This window comes from Acinetobacter sp. I-MWF, from assembly GCF_025433935.1.
Lineage (GTDB): Bacteria > Pseudomonadota > Gammaproteobacteria > Pseudomonadales > Moraxellaceae > Acinetobacter > Acinetobacter guillouiae.
In genome coordinates this window covers 144,231-157,461 of record NZ_JAMBAR010000001.1, presented here as the reverse complement: position 1 = coordinate 157,461, position 13,231 = coordinate 144,231, and the positions used below count along the sequence as shown (strand labels likewise).

Sequence of the window (13,231 nt, the reverse complement as noted above, 5' to 3'; positions counted from 1 at the left end):
TATCTTGAATAAAATAATGTCTAATAACACTAAACAATTTATTGAAAAAGAAGCTATTCAGATTAGGCAAGATTATAATTTTTTCGATCCTGAAATAGATCTTTTTAGATTAGGCGATGAACTTGGAATTGAGATACAAACACAATCTCAGGTAAGCCATGGAATCTCTGGAGCTCTTATTAGAAGTGGTAATAATTTCATGATTTATTATGCCTCTTCAATCAATAATATTCCTTATCAAAGGTTTAGTATTGGACATGAATTTGGGCATTATTTTTTACCTGAACATCCTGAAAATATTTTAAAAAATGATGCACATTTTTCAAGTGCAGGCACTGGCAGTAAGGATCGGTATGAAAGAGAGGCTGACTATTTCTCAACATGTTTACTAATGCCTAAATCTATATTTGAGCAAGAAATGTACAAATACAATGATGGTATGGAAGCTATTAAATCTTTGGCTAGTATTTTTAATACCTCTTTAACTTCTACCGCCATAAGATATATTGAACTCACCGAAGCACCAGCAATGTTAATTATTAGCTCGAATGGCCTTGTCGATGCAGTTTTTAGCACAAAAGAATTACGGAAATTTGGTCAATGCCTTTATGTAAAAAATAGTGTTTTGCCTAGTAAAAATATAATTTCTATTGAGACATTGAAAAGAGAAATTTATCTTAATGATTGGATAAATACTAATCATAGCATTAAGGCCCTTGAAGAAAGTGTTACGTTAGGCTCTTATGAGAAAACTCTTACTGTTGTCACAACAAATACTACATATGATGAAATTGAAGAAGAGCTTAATGATGAAATATGGGCACCTCCTTCTTTTAAGTAGAGTTTAAAATTTCTAGAAAAAGTTAAATTTCCACCAATTTACTTCTCTATTTAACATAATACACCTTTATGCAAAAGGCCCATGAATTGAGCCTTTTGATCATTAGTTTAACGTAAAATCTCTTGTACGAAGTCTATATCTATCTTTAACTTATAGGCTTCACAGCATTCATACATCTTAACTGCCCCAATATATTGTGTAACAAAACATTACCACCTGTATGAAACACAACTTTATTGATCTTGAACACCCATCGCCCCCTAACCAATAGATTACTTAATCCTATTCAGCTCCTTAAAACGACCTGCTAAACTGCCACCAATGCATTTATAAAATCAGTCTGGTCATGATCGAAATCCACTCCAAACTTCCTGCACAAGGCGTCACCATTTTTAGCATCATGACCGCTATGGCACATCGTCTTAACGCCCTTAACTTATCTCAAGGTTTTCCAGACTTTGATGCACCACCAGCTTTGCTACAAGCACTGAGCCAAGCCACATTAGATGGTTTTAACCAATACGCTGCTGGCGATGGTTTATTATCGCTAAGAGAACAACTAGCGCAACTATTTTTAAAACGTGATCAATTACAACTTGATCCAGTCACAGAAATCACCATCACTCCTGGGGCAACAATAGGGATTTTTAGCGTAATACAAGCCATCATCCATCAAGACGATGAAGTGATTATTTTTGATCCAAGCTATGACAGCTATGCACCAAGCGTGCAATTGGTCGGTGGTAAAGCTATTCATATCCCGCTCAATGCACCTGAGTTTTCTGTGGATTGGAATCAAGTCAAATCTGCGATTACCGATAAAACCCGTATGGTGATTGTAAATACCCCACACAATCCAACTGGGGCGATTTGGTCTAAACAAGACTGGCTAAATTTAATTGAACTGATTCAAGATAAAAATATTGTTGTGCTTTCAGACGAAGTCTATGAGCATCTGATTTATGACGGCGAAAAACATTATTCAGCATTATCATTTCCAGAACTTAGAGAGCGTAGTTTTGTAGTCGGTTCTTTTGGTAAAACCTTTCATGTAACAGGTTGGAAAACAGGTTATTGCATTGCAACACCAGAGCTCATGAAAGTATTTCGTCAAATTTATCAATTTGCCAACTTCTGTGGGGTAACCCCTGTACAAGTGGCACTTGCCAATTTTATGCAACAGCACCCTGAACATATTGATGGTTTATCAAGCTTTTATCAGCAAAAGCGTGACCTGTTTATTTCAGGTATTGCGGATTCAAAATTCAGTTTAATCCCCTCTCAAGGCACATTCTTTCAAAATGTTGACTACAGCCAAATTCGCCCAGATTTAAATGATGTAGAGATGTGTAAATTCTTAGCGGAAGAACATAAAATTGTGGCGATTCCAGTTTCTGTTTTTTATAAGCAAGCCCCTAAAAACTTACGTTTAGTGCGTTTTTGTTTTGCTAAAAAGGAACAAACTTTGATTCAGGCCTGTGAAATTTTAAATCAAATTTAATCCCGATCCATACAGATCATCTCTATAAAATTAAAGCCTGAGTTACTCAAATACTCAGGCTTTTTACTCAGCGTTTGTTATATTATCAATAAGATAAAGACACTCGAAATAGACAGTAGAATAAAAGATGCCAGCTCGTCCCGATATGCTTCACCAACCCAAATTCTGGAAGGTTTTTTTAATCTTCCTTGGCCCACTGATTCTAACCAATATTCTGCAAAATCTGTCTGGAACAATTAATACCATTTTTGTTGGACAGATGCTCGGTGTAGAAGCGATTGCCGCAATTTCGGTATTTTTCCCGATTCTATTTTTATTGCTGGCTTTTGTGATTGGTCTATCTACAGGCGCAACTGTTTTGGTTGGACAAGCGTGGGGCGCCAAAGATATCGAAAAAGTGCGTACCATTGTTGGCGCATTGTTATTTATGACCCTGATTGGTGGATCAATCATTGCCTTTTTAGGGGTATTTTTTGCCAAAGAAATTCTATTGCTTTTGGGTATAGATCCCAAAATCATGCATCTTGCACTGCCCTATGTTCAATGGATGTTAATGAGTAGCCCTTTTCTATTCATCTATATCACCTACACCTCTATTTTACGTGGTGTGGGTGACAGTACTACACCATTGATGGCATCAAGTCTGACGATCATTGTGGGCGTCATTGTAACCCCAGCCTTGATTGGCGGTTACTTTGGTCTACCTAAGCTTGGCATTATTGCTCCAGCAATTGCCAGTGGCTTAGGCTTTATTTCGACCTTAGCTTTTCTCTATATCTATTTGAATAAAAAAGATCATGCTTTAAGACCAGATTCAGCGTTAATCCAGCATATCCGCTATCACCCACAATTTAGTCGCAGTATTTTGCGTTTGGGCGTGCCGACAGGTATTCAAATGGTGACCAACTCGGTCGCAGGTCTGGTGGTGATTGGACTGGTTAACCAACATGGTGCACATGCAACAGCGGCATATGGTGCAGTCAACCAAGTGCTCAACTATATCCAATTCCCTGCATTGTCGATTGCCATTGCGGGTTCCATCTTTGCCGCTCAAGCGATTGGTGCTGGGAAATCTGAGCTGTTGGCAAAAGTGACGCGAACGGCGCTGCTGAGTAATATTGTGATTACAGGTTCATTGGTACTCTTGGCCTATATTTGTTCAAAATATTTGATGGCGTTGTTTATTACAGATCCATCAGTGATTGAATTGGGTCAACAATTACTATTTATCGTGCTGTGGTCGATTATATTTTTTGGTGCAAGTGCAATTTTTGCCTCGATCATGCGGGCCAGCGGAACTGTAACTGTTCCTATGATTTTTAATATTTTATCCATCCTGCTTATTGAAGTTCCATGTGCTTATTTATTTAGTCAGTGGTTTGGTTTACAAGGCATTTGGTATGCGCTTGCACTGACCTTTTTCAGCTTATGCTTAATGCAAGGTTTGTATTATCAATTTGTTTGGAAAAAGAAAACCATTGAGATCTTGATTTAAATGAATGGATATTGAGTTCTTATTCAGCGCATAATTTCACAATACCTAAAATGAAAAACCGTCAGCTTGACGGTTTTTTCATTTTATAAATCAATTATTTTGGTTCTAGCTTTTTACTAAACTTGGTCGCAAAACCTGTAATTTTTTGATATCCAGTCGGTAAAATACGCTGAATTAAATCTAAGGTTTTTGCATCATTTCCAATAAGTAAACGACGTTTGTCTTTTAGTACAGCATCCAACATTTGTTGAGCAGCATCTTCTGGTGGCATACGTAATAGTTTATTAAATGCTTTTGCTGATTTGTCAGGGTTCATTCCTAAAGAACGTAAACTGTCATTCATACGCGCATCATTTGCAATATTGGTACGAATGCCGCCTGGATGGACACATAGTGCCGAAACACCACACTTTTCGATATCTAATTCTTGACGTAATGATTCAGTAAAACCACGTACTGCAAATTTAGATGCATTATATGCAGACTGGGTCGGTTGCGCGGTTAAACCAAACAAGCTCGAAATGTTGATGATATGCCCATCACCTGTTTTCTTGATATAAGGTAAAAATTCTTTTGTTCCGTATACAACGCCCCAGAAATTGATATCCATGATCCATTCTAGTTCGTCATAAGATGCACCTTCTACCGTAGAACCTAAAGCTACACCAGCATTGTTAAAAATCATGTTTACAGAGCCATGATTTTGCACCGTGTCCGCAGCCCAAGCTCGCATTTCTTCAACTTTGGCAACGTTCACTTTCTTTGAGGTCACACGAACATTATACGGTTTAACCAGTTCCACGGTTTCAGCTAAACCTTTTTCATTCACATCACTAATGGATAAATGACAACCTGCTTTTGCCAATAAAATAGCAAGTTGTTGTCCCATACCAGAGCCAGCACCAGTAATTGCAGCGACTTTGTTTTTAAAATTTTTCATTGTCTATCCTTTTTTAAACCCGCACAAAGCATTCAGAGTGATGTGCAGCTCACTTGCTCAATATAATTTTGACAATCATTATTGTCAATATTATATTATGATTTAGCCGATGTTTTTTTATACAAAAATTCTAGAATAGGTTTCAATGGCTTTTATTGCTAAAATAAGCGCTTCTTTGTGACAATCAAATATGACACGAGTAATTTTTTACAATGAATGAACCACTTTCCACTGAAAAGAAAACTATAAATAAAGCTGCTAAAGAGCGTCAATTTAAAGGCATGTCCTTATCTGAGCGGAAACTTGCACGTCGAGAAAAGCTGATCGAAGCAGGGATTGAAGCTTATGGTACGCATGGCTTTTTTTCTGTCACCGTCAAAGATATTTGTAATGAAGCCAAGCTGACTGAACGTTATTTTTATGAGTCCTTCAAAAAAAGTGAAGAACTGTTCCAAGTCATCTTTCTACAACTAATTGAACAATTACAGCAAACCGTGATGCAAGGCGTCATGCAAGCAGCACCTGATCCTAAAAATATGATTCGTGGTGGCTTAACTGCAATCTTTACCATGTTAAAAAATGATCCACGTGTGGCGCGTATTATTTATATCGATGCCATGCTGGTTCAAGAACTGCATAATCATGCCACGATCCATGAAACGATGGGCCGTTTTGACCGATTAATTCACTCCTTTGTCACCCTGATGATGCCGCATATTGAACGCAGTGAACAAGAAATTTCCTTGGTTGCCACAGGTTTAAATGGCTATGTGACTCAAATTGCGGTGCGCTGGGTCATGGGTGGATTCAAACAATCGCTTGAAGAAATTGTCTCAGCATGTGAAATTGTATTTATATCGCTGATTGATTCATTTTCATCTAAATAAGCTTTTTAGCCTGAACAATCCTGTCATAAAATCGTCATAAAACTATCAAATAGCGTATTTTTATGTTCAGTTGAAATAAATTTCTTTTCTCAAAATGGAACATTTATTTAAAAATGTCATGGATTATTCATCATATCGACGATTATTTGTCACATTTTTTTGCAAAAATTCGTCAACATCTTCTTTTTGCAATGATACTGTCATAATTAATCTTTGTAATAAGCCTGTCATAAATAAAAGACGGTACACCGTTCATACATAGGATATTGCGTTGTGAAAGATGACTATATATTAATCGTCGATGACGAACTTCCGATTCGAGAAATGATTCATACCTCATTGGATATGGCAGGTTTTCAATGCCTGCAAGCTGAAGATGCAAAACAAGCCCATCAAATGATTGTTGACCAACGACCATCTTTGATTTTACTCGATTGGATGATGCCTGGCGGTGTGAGCGGTGTAGACTTATGTCGTCGCTTAAAACGTGATGAAAACTTGGCAGAAATTCCAGTCATCATGTTGACAGCACGTGGCGAAGAAGACCATAAAGTTCAAGGTCTTGATGCTGGTGCAGACGACTATATGACCAAACCATTCTCTACCCGTGAATTGGTTTCGCGTATTAAAGCTGTCCTTCGTCGTGCCAATGCTCTCAGTGGTGAAAAAACCATTGATGCCAATGGATTAATACTTGATCCAGTAAGCCAACGTGTCAGTTTTAGTGATAATATTTTAGAAATGGGTCCAACAGAATATCGCTTATTGGCATTCTTTATGACACATCCTGAACGTGCTTATACACGTGCCCAGTTACTTGATCAGGTCTGGGGTGGTAACGTGTATATTGAAGACCGTACCATAGATGTACACATCCGTCGCTTACGTAAAGTGCTTGAACCTTATGGTGCTGATCGCTACGTACAAACTGTACGTGGAACGGGTTATCGCTTCTCTACCCGTGCAGATGTTGCTTTAGGTTAAGCATTCTCAAGGTAAATAAATTTCTATGTATGAACCCTACCCCGTCCCAGATCTTGCACGAGAACATAAAAAATTCCGTTACAGTAGCTTGTGGGAATTTGCAAAACAAGATTTACGCCTGCTTGGTTTTTTACTCATCATTGGCGGATTTATTGGTTTAGGGATAGGGTATTTTTGGATTTGTATTACCATCGGTTTTGCTGTTTTTTTTCTGTTTCAATTACGCTCTTTATACTTGGTCAATGAGTGGATTTCGAATCGTCCTTACGATTCTCCACCCAATCTAGAAGGTATCTGGGGTGCGCTACTTTTTAATGTTTATCGTGCACAACGCCAAGAACGGGTTGTTCAAGCTGAAATGGTCGGACTGATTGACCGTGCACAATCCTCACTGATTGCTTTAGCCGAAGCTGTGGTTTTAACAGATGAATTACATCAAATTGAATGGTGGAATCCTGCTGCGGAAAGACTGTTGGGCATTCAACCGCTAGATCGTGGTCGTAATATCTTGACCATTATTCGCCAGCCGAGCTTTATTGAATATTTTAATAATATCGACCAATCTCCAGATGGCATTAAAATAAAATCTTCGGTTTATGAAGAGCATTATGTACAGATTAAACTAACACGTTTTGGTAGTGAAAGCCGTTTGCTCGTCGCTTACGATGTCACACGTGTACATAATCTGGAACAAATGCGCAAAGACTTTGTCGACAATATTTCACATGAACTTCGTACCCCGCTGACTGTACTCAGTGGCTATATCGAAACTTTTACCGACCAAGAAGATTTAAATCCGCGCTGGAAACGTGCCTTTGAACAGATGCAATCGCAAACACGTCGAATGAATGCCTTGGTCAATGACTTACTCTTGCTTTCACGTTTGGAAGGCAATAAACAGGTCGCAAAAAATCAAATCATCGATATGCCGAATTTGATGAATCAACTTTTTGATGATGCCCAAGCCTACAATGTCGATTATGGCCATACTTTAAATTTAGATATCGACAGTCATTGTGACTTAATTGGTTCTGATGCAGAGCTTGCCAGTGCGTTTAGTAATTTAATCACCAATGCGATTAAATACACCCCTAAAGGTGGCACTGTTACAATCGGCTGGCATGATGACAGTGAACATGGTTATTTCACTGTTGAAGATACCGGGATCGGGATTGACCCAAAACATATTCCACGTTTAACCGAACGCTTTTATCGCGTAGACAGCGCACGAAGCCGCCAAACGGGTGGAACAGGTTTAGGGCTTGCCATTGTGAAGCATGTTTTAATGCAACATAATGCGTATTTAGAAATTGATTCTAAAGAAAATCGGGGGTCTATTTTTAGAGTGGTTTTCCCCAAAGAGCGCCTTGATTTTGCAGGTTAATATTTGATTTTTTGATTAATTCGAATGAAACTATTTCTAGATTGTGAATTTAATGGCTTTGGTGGTGAATTAATTTCGCTGGCATTGGTTGACGAGAATAATCAACATTTTTATGAAGTTTTAGAATGCGCTGACCCAATTACTTGGGTTAAAGACCATGTCATGCCTCGTTTAAATCAAAAACCAATTTCATTAGCGCAATTTCAAAGTCACTTACAGCTTTATTTATCTCAATATTCTAGTCTTGAAATTGTGGCAGATTGGCCAGAAGACTTTGCCTTGTTTACCCGTAGTCTGGTACTTTCTGCAGGAAAATGTATCCGAACACCTCCGCTGACCATGCAGTTATGGATGCAGGATCCAATCGAAACCCATGTTGCCTCTGAAAACCCACACAATGCTTTAGCAGATGCACAAGCTTTAAAGCTGTCTTATTTCAATGCATCGAAATTAATCTAAAATCTATTCCAGACTTAGCCGCACATTTTATCAGGTTGCTATTACATAGAAAGAACCACCAAATAGCTCACACTGCTTGTGTATTTACCATTGGAAAGATGCTTTGACTCGGCAAAAGTATATTTGGAAATTAATACTAAAAAATCGATGTCCAACTTTTAAAATCGTTTTCCTCAAAAAGCACTTATGCCATAACGAAAATCTATTCTTAGACGTGTGCTGTATGTCTTCATAATAAAATTCGAGATCAAGTTGAATAAATGACTTTAGATTATAAAAATAAATCCTACTTATATTAATGTTGACCAAGTCACACTAGTGAAATATATTGAGAAATATATCTGATTTTAAGCGTTATTTTATCATCGGCTATTTTTATAAAAATCTATTCATAAATATCAACACATCAAAAATGGACATTACAATGAATAAATATAAATTTTCTATTGCAGCTGTTTTAGGATTATTACTAAGTGGCTGTGACACGACCATGGCAAAACTCTCTTACAACAATCTAACAGGGAAAACTGCAAATGAGATGATGAATACCACTCGTGAAGGAAAATACGGACCAGTATGGGGAAAGCCTTATACGACTGGCGTTGACAAGGATGGAGGGCAATTATTTTTTTATTGGATACGTTCCGATATGGGAATAACAACCGAACAATGTGGACAAGAAATGAATCCAGGTGTTGTGATCCAATATATGTGTAGTTATTCCAATATCTGGTGGAAGGAATGGAAGATTAAATTTGGACAAGACGGACGAGTCTCTGAATGGAAAGTCGTTTCTTTTAAGGCTGAAAAGAACCGCTTATAACTGGCTTACATCAAATCTTATTCGGCTTTGTGAACTTGACTCTGTTACTCAAAGTGATACAGAGTCAAACTCAATCAACCATTTGTAAAATATAACAATCCATTGATCTCTATTATATTTGATGCCCTAAAGCTTCACCCATCACCACAATAGAATTGGCTTTAAACTGTTCATCCCAAGTGATTTTATTCTGTTCAAACAATACAACTGCGGTTGAACCTAAATAAAAACGTCCAAGCTCAGCACCCTTTTCTAAGGCTAAATCATGCTGGTTTAACTCTAAACGCCCTGTTGGTTTTACTTTGCCAGTCGCCACAGTTTCAATTCCTGCCACGATCATTGCACCCACCAGAACAACCGCCATACGTCCTAATTCGGTATCAAACAAACATACCATACGCTCATTACGCGCAAATAAACCTGGAATATTCTCTGCTGTCGTTTGGTTTACAGAAAATAACTCACCTGGGATATACAAGGTTTCGGTCAACGTTCCTGCAAATGGCATATGGACACGGTGATAATCACGTGGTGACAAATAAACCGTGGCAAATTCACCATTGATAAATGGTGCAGCCAATTGCGGATCGCCAATCAATTTGTCTACAGAAAAACTTTGGCCTTTGGCTTGAAATACATCACCATCTTTAATTTTACCCAACTGAGAAATTGCACCATCTGCCGGAGAGACAATACTGGTCTGATCTGTGTCAATTTCTCGGACACCGTCTTTTAAAGCACGGGTAAAAAATTCATTGAATGATTTATATTTTAAAGCATCACTTTGCTCAGCAATAGAAAGGTCTATCCCGTACTGTGCTTTAAATGCTTGAATCGCTAAATTTTTAACAATTGGATTTTCACTGGCTGCAACTTTACCAACAACACGGCTGAGTTGCTGTTGCGGAATGACTTTTTGTGCTTGGATAAAAATTTGTTTTTTTAACGTTGATGTAAGACTCACGCAGGTGATTCTCCAGTAATAATTGGACTATCGAGGCGATTGCCCCACTCGCTCCACGCACCATCATAGGCTTGAATATTCCAATCCAATAACCGACCCAAGATATAAGCCAGACCAGAACGATGATGTGACTGACAATACACCACCACAGGCTGGTCAAATTGAAAGCCTAATTGTTCTAGACGTTGTTGCGTGCGTTCTAGAGGATGCAATTTTAAATGATTTTGACGATTAATTGCAGTACTCCATTCAAAATGTTGTGCACTTGGAATGTGACCGCCGCGTCGCGCTGCTAAACGCTGTCCCGTATATTCTTCTGAAGTTCGACAATCCCAAACTTGAATCGCTTGCTGTTCAACCTTTTGCAACAGTTTGGCATATTCAATTCGGTGTTGATCAAGATGTTGTAAATTGACGGTAACTAAGGGTTCAACTTTGCTAAAACTTTCTGCTTCAGCCGAAGTCGGATAGCCTGCTGCCAACCATGCATGAATTCCGCCATTGAGGAGGCTAGTATTATAAAAACCAAGGCAATGTAAATTCCAAATCAAACGCCCAGCCCAAGCACCACCTTCATCATCGTAGACTACAACATGATGTTCGGGAGAGATGTTTAAATACTCAATCAGCGCTTTTAAACCGTCCTCATCGGGCAATAACCCTGAAGCTTGTTCTTCCTGTCGAACCAACAGTCGTGGTTTAACATGTAAGGCATGTGGAATATGTAATTGATCATACACAGAGCTACGACTTAGATCGACAATACGAATTTTGTCATGCCCTAAAAATGGCACAAGTTGTTCTGCTTCTATGAGTAATTCGAAGTTAAAGGCTGATGTAGTCATACGTTTTTCTATTTTAAGACCTTGAGCACAAATGATCTTAGCACAGTGTTTTTTACCAATATGCTGATTTTTCACATTCTTTTAGCAAAAATTCAGATATCAATTTTCACTGCTTCGACAACTTCAGGTATTTCAAAGACCTGTCGTAAGTAAGCCAAGAAAGTATCGTTATCCGTCATGGTTTTTCCGGGGCTATCTGAAATTTTTGCCACAGATTGACCATTACACTCCACCAGTTTTAACACAATATTGAGTGGCGTTTGCCCCATATCATTGGTCAAATTGGTACCAATACCAAAACTGACTTGAAAACGATCTTTAAAGTATTGATATAACGCCCACGCACGCTCAATGTCTAATCCATCACTAAAGGTTAGCATCTTGGTTTTGGTATCAATTTTCAGTTTTCGATAGTGTTGATAAGCTTTATCGCCCCATTCAAATGGGTCACCACTGTCATGACGTAAACCATCGAATAACTTGGCAAAATACAAATCAAAATCTTGTAAGAATGCATCCATACCGACCACATCGGTCAAGGCAATGCCCAGATCACCACGATACTCTTGTACCCAGGTTTCTAAAGCAGCTTTTTGAAAATCTCTTAAACGGACATCTAGCGCTTGGAATGCTTGTAGAAACTCATGCGCCATGGTTCCAATGGGATGAATATTTAATTCCTTTGCCAAGAGCACATTACTGGTACCTCTAAACACATTGGGTACAGCTGCATGGAAAGTCTGAATCACATGTCTTTGCCAATCTAGACTATAACGACGACGAGTACCAAAATCTGAGACTAAAAATGGGGGAGCTTGAGTGCCTTGTTGTTGTTCAAATTTCTTTAATAATTCAACTTTGGCTTGTAGACGACGTTCACCTTCAACATAAATGTCATCATTACGAATCCGGCTAAAATAGAGTTCATTGACAATCGCCAGAACAAAAATTTCAAACATCATCGCTTGAACCATTGGGCCTTCAACCCAAATGTCTAAACGGCCTTGTTCATCAATACCCGCTTTAATAAAACGGCGTTTGAGTTGGAATAATTCTAAATAGTCGACAAAATCACTTTTGATAAAACGCATACTGCGTAAATATTGCAATTCATCTTCTTGGAATTTGAGTAAGCAGAGATGATCGAGCTGCTCGTTCAAATCATCCAGAATATCTGTCAGGGGATAAACCGTAGCATCCAGATTACGACAGCGAAAATGATACACACTGTGCGTTTGAGGAAATTTATGTAGCACCACTTGTAACATGGTAAATTTATATAAATCTGTATCGAGCAAGGATTGGATGATTGGCGCCATATCTATTTTAATTTCGCTATGCTGTTTTTATTAAAGCATATTTTTCACTGAGATAACGTAATCATTTATAAGTGATGAACTATATTTTCAGTTAAGCTCAACAGAAATCTCAGCAGAATTATTTTTTCAATTTATCTACTCATATGATAATTTTATAAATTCTATTTTTATTCAAAAGCTTATCAATATTTTCAACTTTTCAGCAATGGCTTACTCGCATCAACTTACAGGGTTTTCCCTGTTAGAATAGCACTATCGTATTTTAGTCTTATTGTTTATATGCGCGCATTATTACAAAGAGTGTTAGAAGCCAAAGTTGTTGTTGATGGTGAAACCACGGGAGAAATTCAAAAAGGAATTTTGGTTTTTCTAGGCTTAGCGAAGGATGATAATTTTGAAAAAGGTCAAAAATTAATTGATAAAATTTTGAAATATCGTTTCTTTGATGATGAGCAAGGCAAAATGGGCTGGAACGTCAGCCAAGCCAATGGCGGGATTTTATTGGTTTCTCAATTCACCTTAATGGCACAAACGCAAAAAGGCTTGCGTCCAGACTTTGGGCCAGCCATGCCGCCCACTGAAGCCCAGGCACTGTATCAACAATTGGTTGATTATGCTCGATCACAATTTAAAAATGTTGAGACGGGTATTTTCGCAGCGGATATGAAAGTGCATTTGGTCAATGATGGGCCTGTGACCTTTAACTTAGAAGTTGAATAATTAAAAGCTGAATAATCAAAATTTTGAGCTTAATGCCAATGTTTAAATCTTAAAAAGCCCGATCAGATC

13 protein-coding genes are annotated in these 13,231 nt (G+C 38.1%); 9 read left to right on the top strand and 4 right to left on the bottom strand.

Annotation, left to right across the window (positions count from 1 at the left end; translation table 11 throughout):
- Nucleotides 1–16: 16 nt before the first annotated feature.
- From M2R48_RS00730 to M2R48_RS00720, 3 genes are all read left to right on the top strand, one after another.
- Nucleotides 17–841 carry an ImmA/IrrE family metallo-endopeptidase gene (locus M2R48_RS00730; RefSeq protein ID WP_262084795.1) on the top strand — a complete coding sequence of 275 codons (825 nt, stop codon included), beginning with the start codon at nt 17–19 and terminating at the stop codon, nt 839–841.
- A gap of 346 nt (nt 842–1,187) precedes the next feature.
- Nucleotides 1,188–2,342, top strand: coding sequence for a methionine aminotransferase (locus M2R48_RS00725; RefSeq protein WP_262084794.1), 1,155 nt, complete (start codon nt 1,188–1,190; stop codon nt 2,340–2,342).
- A 127-nt stretch (nt 2,343–2,469) separates the two neighbouring features.
- A complete protein-coding gene (locus M2R48_RS00720) occupies nt 2,470–3,837 on the top strand; it encodes an MATE family efflux transporter (protein WP_004718718.1) in 1,368 nt (455 codons plus the stop codon).
- Nucleotides 3,838–3,931: 94 nt separating this feature from the next.
- Here the strand turns inward: M2R48_RS00720 and M2R48_RS00715 are convergent, their stop codons facing one another.
- Nucleotides 3,932–4,777 carry an SDR family NAD(P)-dependent oxidoreductase gene (locus M2R48_RS00715; protein WP_004818325.1) on the bottom strand — a complete coding sequence of 282 codons (846 nt, stop codon included), beginning with the start codon at nt 4,775–4,777 and terminating at the stop codon, nt 3,932–3,934.
- Nucleotides 4,778–4,989: 212 nt separating this feature from the next.
- Between M2R48_RS00715 and M2R48_RS00710 the strand changes: the two genes are divergently transcribed.
- The 5 genes from M2R48_RS00710 to M2R48_RS00690 all read left to right on the top strand — a co-directional run bounded on the left by M2R48_RS00710 (nt 4,990) and on the right by M2R48_RS00690 (nt 9,314).
- On the top strand, nt 4,990–5,664 hold the full coding sequence (locus M2R48_RS00710) for a TetR/AcrR family transcriptional regulator (protein WP_004718721.1): 675 nt from the start codon (nt 4,990–4,992) through the stop codon (nt 5,662–5,664).
- Nucleotides 5,665–5,937: 273 nt separating this feature from the next.
- Nucleotides 5,938–6,648, top strand: a complete 711-nt coding sequence (phoB, locus tag M2R48_RS00705; RefSeq protein WP_004718724.1) for a phosphate regulon transcriptional regulator PhoB — start codon at nt 5,938–5,940, stop codon at nt 6,646–6,648.
- Nucleotides 6,649–6,673: 25 nt separating this feature from the next.
- Nucleotides 6,674–8,032, top strand: a complete 1,359-nt coding sequence (gene phoR / locus M2R48_RS00700; protein ID WP_262084793.1) for a phosphate regulon sensor histidine kinase PhoR — start codon at nt 6,674–6,676, stop codon at nt 8,030–8,032.
- 24 nt (nt 8,033–8,056) lie between these two features.
- Nucleotides 8,057–8,491, top strand: a complete 435-nt coding sequence (locus tag M2R48_RS00695; protein ID WP_239046680.1) for a hypothetical protein — start codon at nt 8,057–8,059, stop codon at nt 8,489–8,491.
- A gap of 424 nt (nt 8,492–8,915) precedes the next feature.
- Nucleotides 8,916–9,314: a hypothetical protein gene (locus M2R48_RS00690; RefSeq protein ID WP_262084792.1), complete on the top strand. Its 399-nt coding sequence runs from the start codon at nt 8,916–8,918 to the stop codon at nt 9,312–9,314.
- A gap of 112 nt (nt 9,315–9,426) precedes the next feature.
- Here M2R48_RS00690 and asd read toward each other — a convergent pair whose 3' ends face one another.
- The 3 genes from asd to pncB all read right to left on the bottom strand — a co-directional run bounded on the left by asd (nt 9,427) and on the right by pncB (nt 12,442).
- Nucleotides 9,427–10,278 carry an archaetidylserine decarboxylase gene (gene asd / locus M2R48_RS00685; protein WP_004818322.1) on the bottom strand — a complete coding sequence of 284 codons (852 nt, stop codon included), beginning with the start codon at nt 10,276–10,278 and terminating at the stop codon, nt 9,427–9,429.
- On the bottom strand, nt 10,275–11,123 hold the full coding sequence (locus M2R48_RS00680; protein WP_262084791.1) for a sulfurtransferase: 849 nt from the start codon (nt 11,121–11,123) through the stop codon (nt 10,275–10,277). The genes asd and M2R48_RS00680 overlap by 4 nt, the downstream gene beginning before the upstream one ends.
- A gap of 92 nt (nt 11,124–11,215) precedes the next feature.
- Nucleotides 11,216–12,442 carry a nicotinate phosphoribosyltransferase gene (pncB, locus tag M2R48_RS00675; RefSeq protein WP_004718736.1) on the bottom strand — a complete coding sequence of 409 codons (1,227 nt, stop codon included), beginning with the start codon at nt 12,440–12,442 and terminating at the stop codon, nt 11,216–11,218.
- Between the two features lie 279 nt (nt 12,443–12,721).
- On the opposite strand from pncB, the gene dtd reads away from it, so the two are divergent.
- Nucleotides 12,722–13,162: a D-aminoacyl-tRNA deacylase gene (gene dtd / locus M2R48_RS00670; protein ID WP_262084790.1), complete on the top strand. Its 441-nt coding sequence runs from the start codon at nt 12,722–12,724 to the stop codon at nt 13,160–13,162.
- Nucleotides 13,163–13,231: the final 69 nt, after the last annotated feature.